Here is a 17153-nt window from a genome sequence, read left to right as displayed (position 1 = left end):
CCCCCCCCCCCCCCCCCCCCTCGCGCGGGGGGGGGCGGCCGGCCGCGCCCGGCCCCCCCGCGCCCGGTGAACTGCGGGTCTAAGCGGTCAGCTGTAGACCTCGAACTCGAACAGCGAGTACCCCCACCCGGTGGCGCGGGTCGTGCCGTAGATCCGGACGTACCGGCCGGTGCCGCCGAGGGCCGTGTTGTCGTCGACGCCGCCGTCGCCGCCGGTGATGGTGCGCACCGTGGTCCAGGTCGTGCCGTTGGCCGAGGTCTGGATCTGGTACGCCGAACCGTACGCCGCCTCCCAGGTCAACTTCACCCGGTTGATCGCGTACGACTGACCCAGGTCGACCTGGATCCACTGCGGATCGGCGAACGCGCTACCCCACCGCGTGGTCACCGACCCGTCCACCGCCGCCGACGCCGTAAAGGCGCCCTCGACGCTGGACGCCGTGGCCGGCTTGTTCAGCGCGAGGTTGGTCGCCGTCGGCGGCGGGCCGCTGTCGCCGTAGACCTCGAACTCGAACAGCGAGTAGCCCCAGGCGGTACCGCGGGCCGTGCCGTTGATCCGCACGTACCGGCCGGTGCCCGCCAGTCCGGTGTTGTCGTCGACACCGCCGTCGCCGCCGGTGACCGTACGCACCGTGGTCCAGGTCGTGCCGTCGGCGGAGGTCTGGATCTGGTACGCCGAACCGTACGCCGCCTCCCAGGTCAACTTCACCCGGTTGATCGCATACGACTGACCCAGGTCGACCTGGATCCACTGCGGATCGCTGAACGCGCTACCCCACCGCGTGGTCAGCGACCCGTCCACCGCCGCCGACGCCGTGTACGCGCCTTCGACACTCGACGCCGTCGCCGGACGGTTCAGCGCGAGGTTGGTCCCTGTCGGCGGCTGGGTGCCGCCGGAGGTGAAGGTGAAGTCGTCGATGTCGAACAGCGAGCCGGTGGCGGCTCCGGTGAACACCAGGTACAGCTGCTGCGTGCCGGCCGGCACGGTCACCGTGCCGGTCACGTCGACCCAGGTCTCCCAACCGCCGGTCGGGGCGACCGGCACCGTGGACACGACGGTGCCCGTGGGCGAACCGGCCCGCACGGTCAGCGTGCCGCCGACCCCGGCCGAGGCCACCCGCGCCTTGAAGCCCGTGACGCCGGTCAGGTTGTAGGGCGTGAAGGAGATCCAGTCCCCGTTCTCGATGTAGCCGACGGCGTTGCCGCCGTGGGCGCTGGCCTTGGCGGCGAGCTGTACACCGCTCATGGTGTTGTAGTGCTCGGCCTGCCGGGTGCGCGGCTGCAGCACGCCCTGGGCCTGGACCGCCGGCCCGGTCGGCGGGGTGTAGACCGCGGCGAGCACCCCGAAGATGTTGGCTGCCGCGTCGTGCTCGCCGTCGACCGTGGTCTGGATCGACCCGGTGCAGCCGGTCTTGCTGGTGATGGGGTGTCCGTGGCTGTCGTGGCCCAGGACGTAGTTGACGACGACCCGGTTGCAGTCGACCGTGCCGACGTTCGGGTCGGTGACCCGCACCTCGTAGGGGACCAGGTCGCCGAACTGGAACACGGAGCCGTCGGGCGGGCCGATGATCTGGATGCTGGGCCGACCGACGCCGACGACGATGCTGGCCGTCGAGATCCGGCCGCCGGTGTCGCGCACCGTCAGGGTAGCGGTGTACTCGCCGTTGGACGGGTAGGTGAACGTCGGGTTGGCCGCTGTCGAGTCGGTGCTGCCGTTGCTGGTGAAGTCCCAGGCGTAGGTGATCGCGTCGCCGTCGGGGTCGTTGCTGCCGGCCGAGCTGAACTGCACGGTCAGCGGGGCCGCGCCGGTGGACGGGGTCGCCGAGGCCTGGGCGATCGGGGCCCGGTTGCCGCCGTTGTTGTACTCGATGCGGTAGAGGGCCGAGTTGGCGTCGCCGCCGAACCAGGTCGTGCCGTAGTCGAGCACGTACAGGGCGCCGTCCGGCCCGAACTCCAGGTCCATGATCGCGGTTCCGGACCAGGGCAGCGGGTCGATCGCACCGGCGGTGCCGTTGGCGTTGATCGTGACCGCTTTGATCCAGCGGCTGGTGAACTCGCCGATGATGGCCTTGCCGTTGTAGGAGGCCGGGAACTTCACGTCGGAGACCAGCGCCGGGTTGAAGTTGTAGACCGGGCCGCCCATCGGGCCGCCGCCGCCCAGCTCGGGCCGCCAGGGGCCGGCACCGCCGTACGGCAGCCAGGCGGTCTGCGACGCCGGGAGGGTGGTGATACCCGTGTTGTTGCGCGAGTTGTTCGTCGGCCCGCCCGCGCAGTTGAAGGGGCCGGCGGATGGACCGCTGGGGAACGTGTACTCCTGGTAGGGGGTGTTGTAGTTCGAGCAGTACGGCCAGCCGAAGAAGCCCGGCGCGGTGATCCGCTCGAACGCCACCGTGCCCGCCGGGCCGCGGTTGGGGTCGGCGCCGCCGTCGGGGCCGTAGTCACCGAGGTAGACGACCCCGGTTGCCTTGTCGACGCTCATCCGGAACGGGTTGCGGAAGCCCATGGCGTACACCTCGGGCCTGGTGTTGGGCGTGCCCGGCGCGAACATGTTGCCGGCCGGGATGGTGTAGCCGCCGGTCGCTCCCGGCTTGATCCGCAGCACCTTGCCCCGCAGGTCGTTGCTGTTGCCAGCGGTGCGCTGCGCGTCGAACGCCGGGTTGCGGTCGGGCCGCTCGTCGATCGGCGCGGAGCCGCCCGAGTCGAACGGGTTGGTGTCGTCGCCGGTGGACAGGTACAGGTTGCCGGCCGCGTCGAAGTCGATGTCGCCGCCGACGTGGCAGCACTGCCCCCGGCTGGTCGGCACGTCGAGGATGGTGACCAGCGACGCCGGGTCGATGGTGTAGTCGTCTCGGACGGTGAACCGGCCCAGCTTGTTGGAGCCGTTGAACGGGGCGAAGTCCGCCGTCGTGCCGGTCGCCGGAGAGTCGCCGGCGGGGGTGCTCAGCGGAGGCGCGTAGTACAGGTACACCCACCGGTTGGTGGCGAAGTTCGGGTCGGCCTTGATGCTCTGCAGACCCTCCTCGTCGTGGGTGTAGACCTGCAGCGTCAGCGCGACCTTGGTGTTGCCGTTGACGTCGGTGTACCGGACGACGCCGTCGCGGGAGGTGTGCAGCACACCCCGATTCGGCAGCACCGTCAGGCCCATCGGCTCGCCCGTCTCGGCCACGCCCTTGGCCAGCGTCACCTGACTGAACGTGCCGGTGGGCGGGGCGACCGCGCAGTTGCCGGTGCCCTGGGCCGCGTACCGGATGCCGCCGAGCAGGTGGGTGCGGAAGTTGGCCTCGCTGAAGCTCTCCTGGGTGTGCCCGAGGCCGGTGTACCAGGTGCGGCCGCCGTCGTAGGCGCGGCACCACGAGATCGGGTGGTCGGCGCCCATGCTGCCGCCGGTGTACGTGGACTCGTCCAGATTGGCGAGCACGTGCACCGACCCGCGCGGGTTGGTGCGGTAGTTGTACAACTCGTCGGTGCGGTTCCAGCTCACCGGGATCCCGGCGGTGGACGGGTGGACGGTGTCCTCGATGCGCACCGTGACCGGCTGGATCGCCGGGTGGCTGGCGAAGTACGCGCCCACCAGGCCGCCGTACCAGGACCAGTCGTATTCGGTGTCGGCGGCGGCGTGTATGCCGAGGTAGCCGCCGCCGGCGCGGATGTAGCGCTCGAATGCGGCCTGCTGGGTGGCGTCGAGCACGTCGCCGGTGGTGGACAGCCAGATCACGGCTTTGAATCTGGCCAGGTTGGCGTCGTTGAACTGGGTGGCGTCCTCGGTCGCCTCGACCGCGAAGTTGTTGGCCGTGCCGAGGGCCTGGATCGCGGTGATGCCCACCGGGATGGAGTCGTGTCGGAACCCCGCGGTCTTGCTGAAGATCAGCACCGTGAAGTCGGGGGCGGCCTGCGCCGGTACGGCATGGAAGCCGATCCCGGCCAGCACGAGGGCGACACAGAGCAGCACTCTGCGTAGGAGCATGATCGGTTTGCACCTCTCTTGTGGAGAGAACTGAAGACGTGCGCCGATCACGTCTGGAGCGGGAGCTGTCAGCCCACACTGCGGGCACGGTGGGGCCTCAGACTGGATGACGGTTGGCTGGAGACAGTGCCGCGTCCGCCCGGCAAGGTGGGGCGGCGCGCCTCACCTCCTTCCCTCAGGGCCCTGCGGGAGAGCGCTCTCCCGTCCAGTGCGGACAGTTAAGCAGAATCCCCCGCCGTTGTGAAGGCACCTCACGTGCCGACCGTCCGCCCCGCAGCGAGCCGCCCTGTCAGTCGGGCAGGTCGGCGGCGCCGTGTCCCGCGCCGCTCCGGTACGTCACGCCGAGCCGCGCCGGGCGGCCGGCGCACGGTACGGGTCTCCGGCCGCCCGGCGAACCGGCCCTCACCAGCCCGATTCCCGCGGAATGACCGCTTCGGAGTCAAGCCGGTGGATCAGGGTTCAGTACACCGTACGGTGACCTCCTGTTTCAGCAGCGCAGCAGCACATCGGCGCGATTCCCAGGTGCATGGGGTACGTCGACGGCGCGCAGATCGGCCGCGGCACACTACCGGCAACCCAACCCGTGCTGTTCTCCGCCGATGAGGCCACCCACGTCGGCCGCGCGACCGGATCCCCGGTCACCCCGGAGTACCCCGCCCGACACAACGACTTCAACGGCACCATCCGCTGGGTGCAGATCGATGTGGACGCCCCAGCGGCCAGCCAGGAGCACCACATCCCGATCGAAGAGCGCTGGCGGATCGCCATGGCCCGGCAGTGACGCCGCCTCAACGACACCGCAACGGCGGGCTGCTCATCCCACGCGAGCAGCCCGCCGCCGCATCCACGTAGGTTGCATTCGCACTGCCATCCGGTTCGCGGACTCACCCCCTGCCCACGGTTCCGTGTCCACGTCCTACAGGCTCGGGTCCAGCCCCAGCGCCGCCCGCAGACCCTGCACCACGGTCGCCGTGTCGGCGAGTCGGCTCTGTCTGACGAGCAAAGCCGTGGAGACCGGGAACGCCGTCATGGACTCGGCCATGAGCTCGGCCGCGGCGACGGCGGTCGGCTGGCCGGTGCCGAGTACCCGGTCGGCGGTCGGCTCGTCGAGGACGTAGACCCAGGCACGGTAGATGCTCGGGTTGGCAGTGACGCCCGGCCCGGCCACTGTCATCTTCGGTTCGTATCGCTGGGGCAAGCGGGGTGCCGGGCAGCCGAAGTCGAGTGCGGTCGCCGGGTTGTAGTGTGCTCGGCCGTAGGCGCTGTTCCAGTTCGGGTCCTGGCGGGTCTGCTGCAGCGCGGCGAGGAGACTGGCCTGGATGGCCTGCCGCCCGGTGGCGCTGACCTCGGGTGGGGCTTCGACACACAACCGCAGCTCGGACCGGTTGGTGACAAGTAGCCCGCTGGCGGTGTCGAGGTGCGGGTGGTGATCGCCGCCGTGGTCACGGTCCAGGGCAAGGGCGATTCCGCCGGCGGCCATCGCGACCGCGATGGCCGCCGTCAGCAGGGTCAGCAGACGTACGCGCGGCGGACGTCGGCGCATGAGAGGGTCTCCTTGCCGCGGGCCTCAGCCCATGAGGTTGATGACAGACTGGTAGTCAGCGGAGCTGGGGTACCAGTTGGACCAGTTCCCGCAGGAATAGCCGACGATGGTGCTGTGCATGATGCTCGGCGGGTTGCAGACGCCGTTGTCGTCTGCCAGCCCGAACACGTGACCGAACTCGTGGTTGATGAACGCGCGGCCGACGCTGTCGAGCCGACCGCCGGAGCTGAAGACCAGGTATACATAGGCCCAGCAGCTGTCGTAGTGCCCGTAGTCGGCGTTCCAGATCGGATTGTCGTGCACCACGCAGTTGTAATAGCCGACCGCTCCCCCGCAGATGCTGCTCCAGTCCCAGCCGTAGTGGACCTCGATCTCGATGGTGGCCCGGGTCGAGGCGGGATATGACACGCAGTTGCTGCTCGTGGCCCACAGGTCGATTCGCCAGCCGCCCAGCCCGTCCCATACCTTGCCCGACCCCATCTGCGTCAGCGTCTGATCGACGAACGACCGGCCGGCAGTGTTGCCGACCTTCGACGTGTCGTGTGATTCGATGCAGAACTGCTCGTCGTAGGCGCCGGGCCCGTCCGGGTTGGTAGTCGCGTAGTGCATGTTGTGCAGGTGCTTGATCGAGTCGGGGTTGGGGTGCGAGGCATGAGCGGCACGGGCCGGCACCAGCAGCGCGGCGGCGAAGACGGCCAACCACAGCAGCGGCACCCACACCGGCAGCCGCGCTGACGAGGGCTCGCTTGTCGCCATCGGATCTCCCAGCACCTTGAAGGCAATCGGCAAAAACCAATGGTTGAAGAACGATTCCACATTTGCAATAGGTTGCCGAAAGATATTTCATCGCGACCGTGTGGGCGAGCCGTCAGCAGACGCGCAGGGTGGAGCTCGGTGCGCAGGGTGTCGTTGCCGCCGCCGGGGAACGGCAGGTTCACGCCGTGGAAGTCGTTGGCCGCGTACACGAGCTTGCGGGTGGTGCCGACGGGGGGTAGGTCGTACAGGTCCCTGGCCATCCGGGCGGGACCGCCTTCGCCCTCGCCCGCGCCGAAGAACACCGGCATGGTCAGCTTCGCAGCGGCGTCCAGGGCGTTTGTCTTCGCCCATCCGGCGATGCGCGGCTCAAACCTTGCCGAATCTACGTCCGTGACTGCTGGCGGTAGCGGCCAGGGGCTACGCCGTACTCGCGTTTGAACGCTTTGGCGAAGGCGAACTCGGAGGTGTAGCCGGTGCGCTGGGCGACAGTCTGCATCGGCTTGTCACTGTCACGTAGCATCTGCGCTGCCAGGGTCATCCGCCACCAGGTCAGGTAGCTCAGAGGCGGTTTGCCGACCAGCGAGGTGAACCGGCGAGAGAATGCCGCCCTCGACAACCCTGCTTCGGCGCCCAGCGCTTCGACCGTCCACTGCCTGGCGGGTTGCCGGTGGATGTGACGCAGCGTCGCGGCGATCGTCGGATCACTCAGCGTCGCGGCCCACCCGGTGGCCTGGCCGTTCTCGGTCTGCTCGCGGAGCCACGTCCGCAGGATGTAGAGCAGCATCATGTCCAGCAGGGCCGACACGACGGCTTCGCTTCCCTCGTCCGGGTTGGCGACCTCGTCGCCAAGCAGGTGGACGACGGTATGCAGCTGCGGGCGGTGACCCAGCCGGGCCGGTAGGTGGATGACCTCGGGCAGTTCGGCGAACAGCGGGTGCGGCCGGGTGCGGTCAAGCGTGTACGCGCCGCACAGCAGGACCGTCGTGGCGCGGTCGACGTCCTCGGTGCTCGGTGCCACCTTGGTCAGGGAAGCCGAGGGCGCGTCGGCCAGTGGTGTCGACGGGCTGTCGACCAGGGCGTGTCCGCAACCGTGCGGCAGGCACACCACATCGCCGACGCCCAAGGCGATCGCGGCGCCCTCGGGCGGGATCAGCCAGCACGTTCCGGCCAGCACCACGTGGAAGGCGGTGCCGGAGAACCGTTCGGCCCGCACCGCCCACGGAGCGCACTTGCGGATCTCGGCCGAGTGGGGACGCCCGGTACGCATGACGCCGATGGCGTCGCTGAGTACGTCCATCGGCAGATCGTATCGTCCACCGACTATCATCGAGACGATCAGACATGTATGGAAGACGGTGAACCATGGGGAGCGGCTGCTGATCTCCATACGCTGGATACATGTCAATCAAGATTCTCTACACCGCTGAGGCCGTCTCCACCGGCGACGGCCGCAACGGCCACGTCGCCACCTCCGACGGCCGCCTAGACTTGGACCTGGCCATGCCACCCGCGCTCGGCGGCACCGGTGAGGGCGCCAACCCCGAGCAGCTCTTCGCCTCCGGCTACGCCGCCTGCTTCCACAGCGCACTACGGCTGGTCGCCCGCCAGAGTGACGCTGACATGAACGGCTCCAGCGTCACCGCTCGCGTCAGCATCGGAACCGAGGACCAGGGCGCGGTCGGCCTCGCGGTGACCCTGCTCATCCACCTGCCCGACGTCGCACCCGGCACCGCCGAGGAACTCGCTCGGTCAGCGCACGCCGTCTGCCCATACTCTCGGGCCACCCGCGGCAACATTCATGTCGACCTGCGCGTGTTGCCATGAGCCTGCCGGAGACACGCGTCGGCACTCATTGAGCGCAGTGCCGCAGACGCCGCAGCGTCGGGCGGCGCGCATGCTCGCCATGGTGGCCGAGCATAAGGGAAAGATGGTTGAGGCCATCGAGGATGTTCGTCTCGACAAGGCATCGTTAGACGAGATGAACAACAAAGTCATCGCGGCCATTCGAGCGAAGTTCGCGGAGGTGGCCCGAGACGCGTCGCTCTGAGCCGCCAGGCTCCGCCTGGTCGGCGGCTCCTGCGACCGGTGCAGTTCAGTGCGGAGTTCGGCGAACGGCGTCCAGCGTATGCGCTCGCCCCATTGACGATGGCGTGCAGGCGGGTGCGGAACTCGTGTGCCACACCCGGCGAACTGGCCGGCAGCGGCACAGCTGCGACGATCATTTTGAGCTCACGGGCGGCGCGGTCGACATCTCGGGACGGATCGACGGCCATGCAGGGCCTGGGCCAGAAGCCGCCGCGGCCCGACACCGGGTCGACCACGGCAACGGCGACAGCCTCCAGCGGGCGGGTGACGACCTGCTCCTACGGCTGCACGATCTCGCCATGGGCCTGCGCCGAGGCGGATAGTCGCCGATCTCCGAGACCGGTGCCGCCGACCCGCGTCGCGGACTTCCTCGGGGAGATCGGCGAGCTGACCGGTCGAGGCGCGGACATCCACCCGCGCATTCGGTAGGTCTCGGTGACTCACCTCCACGCCGCGGCGTGCCGGTCTGGCTGCCGTGAAAACCAGGCCTGCTGGTGGAGGCGGGCGACCTCAGCGGTGTGATCGACTCCCCGGTCGCGCCTGCGCGGCGTCGGGTACGGGCCCTCGGCGGTGGCAGCGGGCGCCGCCGCAAGGGGCAGCGCCGAGACAGCGGCATCGCACCCGAGAGCCCCGACCCGCCCTCCGACCTGCCTTTGCGGACAGTTATGGCCTGCGATCCGTTGTGGCACACTCACCGCATGACAGCGCCAGCCGACAGCCAAACCGGCGATCCACACCAGCTTCTCGGCAGTATGCGCAGTGCCTCGCCGGTCCATCAGATCCCGCTCGGCCCCACCAAGACCGGCTGGCTGATCACACGATACGCGGACGTGAAGCACGCGCTCAACGATCCGCGCCTGTCGAAGGCGGCGCTGAAAGAGGTGCGGCTGACAGGCAGTCTGCCGCTACCGGCCGACGTGCAGGCGGCGACGAGCACCCACATGCTCAACGCCGACCCGCCGGAGCACACCCGGCTGCGGCGGCTGGTGTCGAGGTCGTTCACCGCCCGGCGGATCGAAGGACTGCGCCCCCGCGTCGAACAGCTCACCCGCGAGCTGCTCGACCGCCTGGAGGGCAGGTCGGAGGCCGACCTCATCGACGATTTCGCATTCCCGCTGCCGTTCCAGGTGATCTGCGAACTGATCGGACTGCCCGACGTCGACCGGGACGTCTTCCGCGGCTGGACCAACACGATGGTCGCCGGCGCCGCCGTCGCGCCCGAGGAGACGAACGCCGCGGCGAGGGCGGCCGCCGAGTACGTGGCGCAGTTGCTGGAACGCAAGCGGGCAGAGCCCGACGACGCACTGCTGAGCAGCCTGATCCAGGCCAGCGACGCCGGCGACCGGTTGACCGCCGACGAGCTCAGCTCGCTGGTGTTCGTGCTGCTGCTCGCCGGGCACGAGACCACGGTGAACCTGATCGGCAACGCGATCTACCTGCTGTTGCGGCGGCCGGAGCTGGCGGCGGCGCTGCGGGCTGATGAGTCGCTGCTGCCGGCGGTGATCGAGGAGACCCTCCGGTACGAGAGCCCGGTGAAGAACGCGACACTGCGGCTGACGATCGAGCCAGTGACCTACGGGGACGTGACGATCCCGGCGGGAGAGATCGTTGTGCTCTCGCTGATGTCCGCCAACCGCGACAGCGGGTCGTTCACGGACCCCGACAGGTTCGATCCGCGCCGTCCGGACGCTGACGGCCACGTCGCCTTCGGCCACGGCATCCACTTCTGCCTCGGCGCACCGGTCGCCCGGCTGGAGGCCCAGGTAGCCGTCGGTGCACTGCTGCGCCGCTTCCCAGCGCTGCGCGCGGCCGTGCCGCTGGAGGAGCTGAAGTGGCGGCCGGGCCTGATCATGCACGGCCCTGTCCACGTGCCGGTCCGGCTGAGGTAGGTCGCGCCCGATCGGTCCAGCCTGGGCACGTGAGCGCCCGGGCGGCAGGGAAGACCGGTCACCGGTGGTGGGCCCGAGATCACCGGCGCGAGAGTCAGGTCGAGCGGTTGACGTCGGCCTGCTGTGGCAAAGGCGGCCCGCCCCCTCCCGCGGCCCGCCCCCCTGGCGCAGCGTCCTCCCCTGGCTGTACTGCTCAACTGGAGCGAATCCACGCCGACGCTGAATCAGATCCACGCCGGTGTCCTCTTCAGCTGCGGCGGACGGCTGGTCAGCCTGGAGTGGCTCGACCGGGCCTGACCCGCGGTAGATCCGATGCGCCGGTAGCGGCGATGCCGCCGGCTGGGTCCGTCATGGGTGAGGCGATCTGCCTGGCCAACCTCGCCGAGGTGCGCCACAAGCAGGGCGACCTCACCGAGGCGCGAGCGCTCTTCGACGCCGCGCTCGGCATCTACGAGACCGAGCCCGCGCTGCGCAACAAGGCGATCGCGCTGGCCAGCCGGGCCCAGGTCCACTGCGACCTCGGTGACCGGCAGGCCGCGCTCGCCGACGCCGAAGCCGCGCGAGCCATCACCCAGGCGATCGGTGAGCGGCGCTACGAGGCGACCGCCCGCAGCAGCGTCGCGTACGTCCTGATCCGGGGCGGGCGGGTCGCGGAGGCGGCGACCGAAGTGCAGTCCGCGCTGGAATACGCCCGGGAGACCGCCAGCGTCGCCGCGGAGATCGACGCCCTGATCCTGCTCGCCGCGGTGGAGCTCGCGCAGGGGCGGGCTCAGCAGGCCATCGCCTGCGCGACGACCGCGCACGAACTCGCGGCGAAGGCCGAGTTCCGGCTGCGGCAGGGCCGGGCGGCCACCGCGCTCGCCCGAGGACTGCTACTGGCCGGCGACGCCGAGGCGGCGTTGCGCCACGCCCGACGGGCCCGCGAGCTCCACCGCGCGTGCGGTGACCGTCCCGGGGCGCAGGACGCGGAGCAGGTCCTCACCGCGATCCCGGTGTCCCCCACCGGCGGCGTCACGGCAGCGGGCAGGTAGGTCACGGTCGGGCGTACGCCCGGCCGGCCGCCCCGGCCCGGCGTGCGCCTCAGGTCGTACGCCCGGTACGTCCTCCCTGCTGATGCGGGTCGGGCCCCGGCCCGCCTACGGTCGACAGCCATGCCATCCGCGACGATCACCCGCCCGGCGGTGGCGGTCACCGGCCTGACGAAGGTCTACGGCGGCGGCGACACCGCCGTCACCGCCCTGGACGACGTCAGCGTCACCTTCGACGCCGGCCGTTTCACCGCGATCATGGGCCCGTCCGGTTCGGGCAAGTCGACGCTGATGCACTGCGCGGCGGGCCTGGACCGTACTGCTCCGGCTCGGCGGCCGCTGGCCGCCGGTCGGGTCAGAGCCGGTCGAAGCGGCGCAGCTGGTCGCGCAGCATCCGGGCCACGTGCGCCATCAAGGCCTCGGCCTCGGGCTGCACCGCGGCCGCCACGCTCGACTCGGTCAGCGCCGCGATGGCGAATGTCTGCCCGTCGGCGTGCTCGACCACGCCGATCTCGTGGCGCAGGTTGAGCAGGCTGCCGGTCTTCGACGACCACAGCGAGGCGTCGGAGCTGAAGTCCGGTGCCAGGCGGTGCCGCATCACCGTGGCGCCCATCAGTTCCCGCACCCGCTCAGCCACCGCCGGGTGCACGGCCGAGGGCTGCCACAGCGCCTGCAGCAGGTCCGTCAACGCCCGCGCCGAGCCGGTGTTGGCGCGGGCGATGTCCAACTGCGCGACAGCGTGCCCGCCGGTCGGCGTGGCACCGGCGATCGCCAGCGAGTGCGCGACGTGCACCTCGCCCGGGTCGAACAGCTCGGCCGGAGTGCTGGCGAGCTCGCGCATCAGATGGCGCACGCTGATTCCGGCCAGACCCAGCCTGCGCAGCTCGGCGGTCACCTGCGCGGGCGGGGTAAGCGCCAGCAGCGCGTCGGCGGCGGTGCTGTCACTGACCGCCACGGCCAGGTAGACCAGGTCCTCGAGCGCGATCGTCGCCGGGTGCCGGAACCTGCTCAGCCCGGTCGGGCCCGGTGTGCTCACCCGGCCCGGCTCGACCGTGACCGGCGCCGACGGGTCGAGCTCGCCGCGGGCGGCGCGCTCCAGTGTGGCGACCGCGATCGGGACCTTCACCAGCGACGCAACCGGCCACAGCAGGTCCGCGTCGATGCCCAGCTCCTGCCCGGAGTCCAGGTCGCGTACCAGGAACGAGCCCCGCAGCCCCGCACCCTGCAGGGCTTCGCGGGCTTGGGCCACGACCGCGGTGTCGTTCATGGCCGCCCCTTGCCCGGCTCGTCGCCCGCACCTAGGCAACGACCGATCTCGGCGGCCAGCAGCTGCCCCACCGTCGCGGCGTCCTCGCGGCTGCCCGCCGCCATGTCGTAGCCGCGGCGTAGGTCGATCTCGCCGATCGGTCGCCAATGCAGGCCCAGCTCCAATGCTTGGATCCTGGCGCAGGCGAGCAGATCGTCGGTGGTCAGCGTCTCCGATGCCGCGGCCACCAGCGAAGGCGCGGTCGCGACCTGCGCCGGCTGCAGGCCGACGGCCGCGCCCAGCCGCGTCAGCTCGTCGCGTACGTGCGCCACGTCGTCCTCGGGCTGTAGCCAGATCCGCCGGCGGCGCGCGGCGCGGGCGGCCCGGCCGGCGCGCAGCGACTCCAGGTGCACCGCCGACCGGCCGGGGTTCGCGACCGTGGCCAGCCCGACCGGCACCTGCCACGCAGCGCCGTCGGGCGGGGCGGCCACGATGGCGGCGCCGACCTGCAGCGCCCGCGCCAGCTCCGCCCGCTCGACCGGCCCGGCCGGGACCAGGTCCAGGTGCACCTGCTCGTCGCGCCCCGCGGCCGCCAGCCGGGCCAGCGCGAGCGTGCCGCAAACGGCCGGAACGGCCAGCCGCATGGGGCGCTGCCGTGCCCGCGTCGCGTCCTGCGCCATCGCCTCGGCGACGTCGACCACGCGCCTGGCCCACGGCAGCATGTCCCGCCCGAACGGCGTCAGCCGCACCGTGCGCGACGACCGCGCGAACACCCGCCCGCCCAGGTGCTCCTCCAGGGCCGCGACCCGCCGGCTGGCCACCGACTGCGGGATCCGCGCCACCACCGCACCCGCGGTGAAGCTGCCCTGCCCGCTCACCGCCAGGAAGGCTCGGCACGCCGCCACCAGGTCCACCGGCCCATACTATGCATGAACAGCATTGATCGGCCCGTTTTTGTCTTTGTGCACATTCATCAGGCGGTGCGATGCTCGCAGCCCGGACCCGGCACGAGGAAGGGCAACCCGATGATCACTTCTGTGCGGCGGGCCGCTGCGGCCGCCACGCTCACCTGCCTCCTCCTCAGCGGCTGCGCGAGCAACAGCCCCACGACGCCGACGCCCAGCGCGGCGGCGCCCTCGGCTGTCGCCGCCTTCGCCGAGCTGGAGACCCGCTTCGACGCCCGGCTGGGGGTATACGCGATCGATACCGGCAACGGCCGCACCGTCGAGCACCGCGCCGACGAGCGGTTCGCCTACGCCTCCACCTACAAGGCCCTCGCCGCCGCCGTGGTCCTGCACACCACCACCCCCGAGCAGCTCGACCGCATGGTGCACTACACCGACGCCGACCTGGTCACCTACTCCCCCGTCACCGAAAAGCACGTCCAGACCGGGATGAGTCTGCGCGAGCTGGCCGACGCCGCCGTGCGCTACAGCGACAACACCGCCGGCAACCTGCTGCTGGACCACCTCGGCGGCCCAGACGGCTTCGAGCAGGCGCTGCGCGAGTTCGGCGACCTGACCACCGACGCCGCCCGCCGCGAGCCCGAGCTCAACCAGGCCACGCCCGGCGACACCCGCGACACCAGCACCCCCCGCGCCCTGGCCAACGACCTGTACGCCTACACCCTCGGGCAGCCCCTGGCCGACGACGACCGTGCCGTGCTCAACGACTGGCTGCGCGGCAACACCACCGGCGCCAAGCTCATCCGCACCGGCGTACCCGCGGGCTGGCAGGTCGGCGACAAGACCGGAGCCGCCGCCTACGGCACCCGCAACGACATCGCCGTCATCTGGCCCACCGACGGCGCCCCCATCGTCCTGGCCATCCTGTCCAGCCGCACCCAGCAGGACGCCAAGTACGACGACGCGCTGATCGCCCAGGCGGCGGCAGCCGCCATCACCGCGCTTCGTCCCTGAGCGGCACCGCGCCGACCGCGACGCCCCGTGCAGTGCTCCATCCTGACGAGCACGGACGACATGGGGCTTCTCCCCGAAAACGGCGACCACACCTGCACCAGACCACCAGGCCATGGGCCCATGAACTGAAGTGGACTGCCGTAGCAGCGTGCTCGCTGCCGAAGCGGCGTCAGGCGGCTGACGGGCCCGGTCGGGGGCAGTGCCGCGTAGCGGCACAGCGAGCGCGCTCGCGGCAGTCGGCACCGCGGCGATGACCCTACGCAGCGGCCTTATCGACCTGATCGATACTCACCCACCCGGGCGACATCGACGATGATCACGGTTAGCGCGATTACAGTCGACTGGGAAGGACATGAAGCACCCGACCAGGCTCAGGTTTCCGCCGACCACCGCAGTAGCCGCCTTACTCGCCGCCGCGGCCGTGTTCGCCGTGCCCAATGCCGCAGAGGCACTCCCGGCCGTTACATGATCTGCACTGGTACCGAGGACGAGACGTTCGGTCCCGGTTACCCCCACCACCCGCCCGACCCCACACCGAATCCCATATCGAGTACGCGCCGTGCACCTCGACTGCGGCACCGGCGATCGCTTGCGGCCTCCACGACTCAGCATTCGACGCCATCGCCTGCCGGACAGCGGCTCCGGCTCACTGGAGATCATCTGGAACACCGCCGAGACGACCACGTTCACGTTCGATTACACCTTCAGCCAGAGCGGCCGGCAGACGATCATCGTCGAGACCGGAACGATCACCACTGAAGACTCGCCCGTTCCGACGCCGTCCAAACACTGACCGACGAACCCTCACGCTCCTGCTACTCCTCCACCCGGGCGGAGTCACGTCCAACACCAGCCTCGTCGCGCTCGCGATCAGCCGCTGGGAGGCTGTCGGCGTCAGCAGCTCTGCGCGTACACCCGCAGGTCTACGCCACGATCATCGGTGCGGACCATGCCGGCGGCACCGGACGAGACCCCGCCTCTGTCCCCGACAGCGCCGCCCGCATGCGCCGCGGCGTGTGCCGGCAGACCCGACGATCCTTAACAAGCAGGCCCATTGGCAGCACGCAGGCGGAGTCAGCGCCCAAGGCGACGAAGACATCCGCGCACCTGACCCGCCCGGGGCGACCAGGCGGACACCAGGAACCGCCCTCGCAATCCCGCCATCGCCGGTCGACAGTCCGCCGGCCGACAGCCAGCATCCGTCAGGAGTCGAATGATGAGACGAAAGCTCACGGCCCTACTCGTCGTGCTCATCGCAGGTACCGCGGGAGTGGTCGTGCCCGCGCCGGCGGCCCATGCCGGCATCCTCGACGTCACCTGCGCACTCACCTCGAGCACCATCCAGTACAACCCACCGCTCAGCAACACTCCGACAACAAGCACCGTGACCGCCAACCACCTGTACGGCGCGTGCGTGTCCGCGAGCGTCCCGGCGATCACGTCGGGCACCGCCACCGGCTCGGTCACCGTGACGCGCAGCTGCCTCGACCTGCTCGCCAGTAGTACCGTCACCTTCACCATCACCTGGAACACCGGCCAGACCAGCACGATCTCAGCCAACTACAGCCCCACGCTGGTCGGTCCGGTCTACACGACCCTGTCGACCGGAGTCGTGACAGGCGGCTTGTTCGCCGGCGACACCTACGTCAACGACCGCAGCGGAGTCTCCCCGCCGCTGGCCTTGTGCGCCCTCGGACTGGGCACCTTCTCCAGCATCACCATGTACGGGGTCTTGGAGATCACAAGCGTATGACCAGCGACGCTTTGGACCACCGGTTTCGGCGTGGTGGGGAACGGCGCTGTGTCGGGCCCCACCACGCGTCGGTCAGGGTACGGTCAGTGTCTGGGGGTGCCGGCAACGCCGCCAGACGAGCCCTTTCGTGCCGCTGGGCCGGTCCTCCGCTGGATCGCAAGTAGTCACCCTGTCAAGGACAGCGAGTCATCCTCTCAGGCGCGCATTCAAGCAGGAGACGGACAAAATAACCGACGCAAGCTGCACGCCGGGCCAAAGTCTTAAACCCTAGCGGATAGTGGGATATTCGGTCCGTGGTAAGCCGACCGCGCCGCCGCCCGCGGATGCGTTCGGATCGTTCCATCGGCCCTGCGTGAGGTATCTCGGTCGACCACCTGTACCTAGTCAGCTGCACCCCCTTTCATCGCTGATAAACCGACCGCGCCGCAGCCACGGTGTGGATCGCCGCCGCATCGGCCGCCCCCGGCGCGCGGCTGTACGATCCGACCTCGTTCACCTGCCGATTGCCGGTCGGCACGGAGACCGGCGCAAGCATCGCCCCGATGAAGACCGTCGTGATCGGGCCAGGCGGTGAGCCGTTCCTTACCGACGGCCACCACACCCCCACCCCGTTCTTCGAGACGCCCGACGGCAGCGCCGACCTGCATGTCCGGCTCCGGGTCCAGGCGCGGGAGTCGTTGGTGCAGGCCCGACACGAATCCGTCCACTGACATCGACATGTCGCAGGCATGTCTGCTCATCGTCATCCTCCTGTTCCCGCCGGGCCCAAGCCCTCGCTGATGGCGGTCGGAACGGCGCCGGGATTCTCGACATCGCATACGGGGCGTAGCCGATGTGCTGCTCAGTTTCGGCTTCGACAACCCCGACGGGAACCGACCTGGCGGAAGACCAAACAATACGGTGGGTCGCTGTGCGATTACCCGTCGCTGTTGCGGTAGAACGGGGGTTGGGCCGGGATTCTTATCCGCCGC

15 protein-coding genes and 1 pseudogene are annotated in these 17153 nt (G+C 70.1%); 10 read left to right on the top strand and 6 right to left on the bottom strand.

Translation table 11 applies throughout. The features are described 5' to 3' along the window. Window positions 1-87: 87 nt before the first annotated feature. Window positions 88-3963: a ThuA domain-containing protein gene (locus KUA19_RS40415; RefSeq protein WP_217405034.1), complete on the bottom strand. Its 3876-nt coding sequence runs from the start codon at window positions 3961-3963 to the stop codon at window positions 88-90. Window positions 3964-4489: 526 nt separating this feature from the next. Here KUA19_RS40415 and KUA19_RS40410 point away from each other — a divergent pair. Beyond that, complete coding sequence (locus KUA19_RS40410; RefSeq protein ID WP_217405032.1) at window positions 4490-4744, top strand: hypothetical protein; 255 nt, start codon at window positions 4490-4492, stop codon at window positions 4742-4744. A gap of 135 nt (window positions 4745-4879) precedes the next feature. Here the strand turns inward: KUA19_RS40410 and KUA19_RS40405 are convergent, their stop codons facing one another. The 3 genes from KUA19_RS40405 to KUA19_RS40395 all read right to left on the bottom strand — a co-directional run bounded on the left by KUA19_RS40405 (window position 4880) and on the right by KUA19_RS40395 (window position 7559). Beyond that, window positions 4880-5506, bottom strand: a complete 627-nt coding sequence (locus tag KUA19_RS40405) for a hypothetical protein (RefSeq protein WP_217405030.1) — start codon at window positions 5504-5506, stop codon at window positions 4880-4882. Between the two features lie 24 nt (window positions 5507-5530). Then, entirely contained in the window at window positions 5531-6262 is a 732-nt protein-coding gene (locus KUA19_RS40400; protein ID WP_217405028.1) for a hypothetical protein, read from the bottom strand. A 382-nt stretch (window positions 6263-6644) separates the two neighbouring features. Next, a complete protein-coding gene (locus KUA19_RS40395) occupies window positions 6645-7559 on the bottom strand; it encodes an AraC family transcriptional regulator (protein WP_217405026.1) in 915 nt (304 codons plus the stop codon). A gap of 101 nt (window positions 7560-7660) precedes the next feature. Here KUA19_RS40395 and KUA19_RS40390 point away from each other — a divergent pair, with 101 nt between their 5' ends. The 5 genes and pseudogenes from KUA19_RS40390 to KUA19_RS40370 form a co-directional block, all read left to right on the top strand. Continuing rightward, the gene (locus KUA19_RS40390; protein ID WP_217405024.1) at window positions 7661-8086 is read left to right on the top strand and encodes an organic hydroperoxide resistance protein; all 426 of its coding nucleotides are present in this window, start codon (window positions 7661-7663) and stop codon (window positions 8084-8086) included. A 37-nt stretch (window positions 8087-8123) separates the two neighbouring features. Continuing rightward, a complete protein-coding gene (locus KUA19_RS40385) occupies window positions 8124-8309 on the top strand; it encodes a hypothetical protein (protein WP_217405022.1) in 186 nt (61 codons plus the stop codon). Between the two features lie 868 nt (window positions 8310-9177). Next, entirely contained in the window at window positions 9178-10236 is a 1059-nt protein-coding gene (locus KUA19_RS40380) for a cytochrome P450 family protein (RefSeq protein ID WP_308167926.1), read from the top strand. A 350-nt stretch (window positions 10237-10586) separates the two neighbouring features. Further along, window positions 10587-11267: a tetratricopeptide repeat protein gene (locus KUA19_RS40375; protein ID WP_217405018.1), complete on the top strand. Its 681-nt coding sequence runs from the start codon at window positions 10587-10589 to the stop codon at window positions 11265-11267. 120 nt (window positions 11268-11387) lie between these two features. After that, window positions 11388-11615 (top strand): annotated as a pseudogene (locus KUA19_RS40370) (ATP-binding cassette domain-containing protein); the annotation flags it as partial. A gap of 4 nt (window positions 11616-11619) precedes the next feature. Here the strand turns inward: KUA19_RS40370 and KUA19_RS40365 are convergent. Then, the gene (locus KUA19_RS40365) at window positions 11620-12531 is read right to left on the bottom strand and encodes a serine hydrolase (RefSeq protein ID WP_217405016.1); all 912 of its coding nucleotides are present in this window, start codon (window positions 12529-12531) and stop codon (window positions 11620-11622) included. Beyond that, window positions 12528-13424: a LysR family transcriptional regulator gene (locus KUA19_RS40360; RefSeq protein ID WP_217405014.1), complete on the bottom strand. Its 897-nt coding sequence runs from the start codon at window positions 13422-13424 to the stop codon at window positions 12528-12530. Before KUA19_RS40360 ends, KUA19_RS40365 begins: the two co-directional genes overlap by 4 nt. A gap of 111 nt (window positions 13425-13535) precedes the next feature. Here KUA19_RS40360 and bla point away from each other — a divergent pair, with 111 nt between their 5' ends. The 4 genes from bla (at window position 13536) to KUA19_RS44855 (ending at window position 16892) form a co-directional block, all read left to right on the top strand. Next, window positions 13536-14429, top strand: a complete 894-nt coding sequence (gene bla, locus KUA19_RS40355) for a class A beta-lactamase (protein ID WP_217405013.1) — start codon at window positions 13536-13538, stop codon at window positions 14427-14429. A 559-nt stretch (window positions 14430-14988) separates the two neighbouring features. Then, window positions 14989-15222 (top strand): hypothetical protein, encoded by a 234-nt coding sequence (locus KUA19_RS40350; protein WP_217405011.1) that lies wholly within the window; start codon window positions 14989-14991, stop codon window positions 15220-15222. A 423-nt stretch (window positions 15223-15645) separates the two neighbouring features. Further along, on the top strand, window positions 15646-16182 hold the full coding sequence (locus tag KUA19_RS40345; RefSeq protein WP_217405009.1) for a hypothetical protein: 537 nt from the start codon (window positions 15646-15648) through the stop codon (window positions 16180-16182). 434 nt (window positions 16183-16616) lie between these two features. After that, entirely contained in the window at window positions 16617-16892 is a 276-nt protein-coding gene (locus KUA19_RS44855; RefSeq protein WP_217405007.1) for a ParB N-terminal domain-containing protein, read from the top strand. Window positions 16893-17153 lie beyond the last annotated feature (261 nt).

This window comes from Catellatospora tritici, assembly GCF_019083965.1.
In the GTDB taxonomy this organism is placed as follows: domain Bacteria; phylum Actinomycetota; class Actinomycetes; order Mycobacteriales; family Micromonosporaceae; genus Catellatospora; species Catellatospora tritici.
Note: the sequence above shows the minus strand (reverse complement) of the source record. Positions and strands in the feature narration are given on the sequence as shown.

Coding starts and splice junctions, on each gene's coding strand:
- KUA19_RS40415 (WP_217405034.1), bottom strand. CDS start 3,963: ATGCTCCTACGCAGAGTGCTGCTCTGTGTCGCCCTCGTGCTGGCCGGG.
- KUA19_RS40410 (WP_217405032.1), top strand. CDS start 4,490: ATGGGGTACGTCGACGGCGCGCAGATCGGCCGCGGCACACTACCGGCA.
- KUA19_RS40405 (WP_217405030.1), bottom strand. CDS start 5,506: ATGCGCCGACGTCCGCCGCGCGTACGTCTGCTGACCCTGCTGACGGCG.
- KUA19_RS40400 (WP_217405028.1), bottom strand. CDS start 6,262: ATGGCGACAAGCGAGCCCTCGTCAGCGCGGCTGCCGGTGTGGGTGCCG.
- KUA19_RS40395 (WP_217405026.1), bottom strand. CDS start 7,559: ATGGACGTACTCAGCGACGCCATCGGCGTCATGCGTACCGGGCGTCCC.
- KUA19_RS40390 (WP_217405024.1), top strand. CDS start 7,661: ATGTCAATCAAGATTCTCTACACCGCTGAGGCCGTCTCCACCGGCGAC.
- KUA19_RS40375 (WP_217405018.1), top strand. CDS start 10,587: ATGGGTGAGGCGATCTGCCTGGCCAACCTCGCCGAGGTGCGCCACAAG.
- KUA19_RS40365 (WP_217405016.1), bottom strand. CDS start 12,531: ATGAACGACACCGCGGTCGTGGCCCAAGCCCGCGAAGCCCTGCAGGGT.
- bla (WP_217405013.1), top strand. CDS start 13,536: ATGATCACTTCTGTGCGGCGGGCCGCTGCGGCCGCCACGCTCACCTGC.
- KUA19_RS40345 (WP_217405009.1), top strand. CDS start 15,646: ATGAGACGAAAGCTCACGGCCCTACTCGTCGTGCTCATCGCAGGTACC.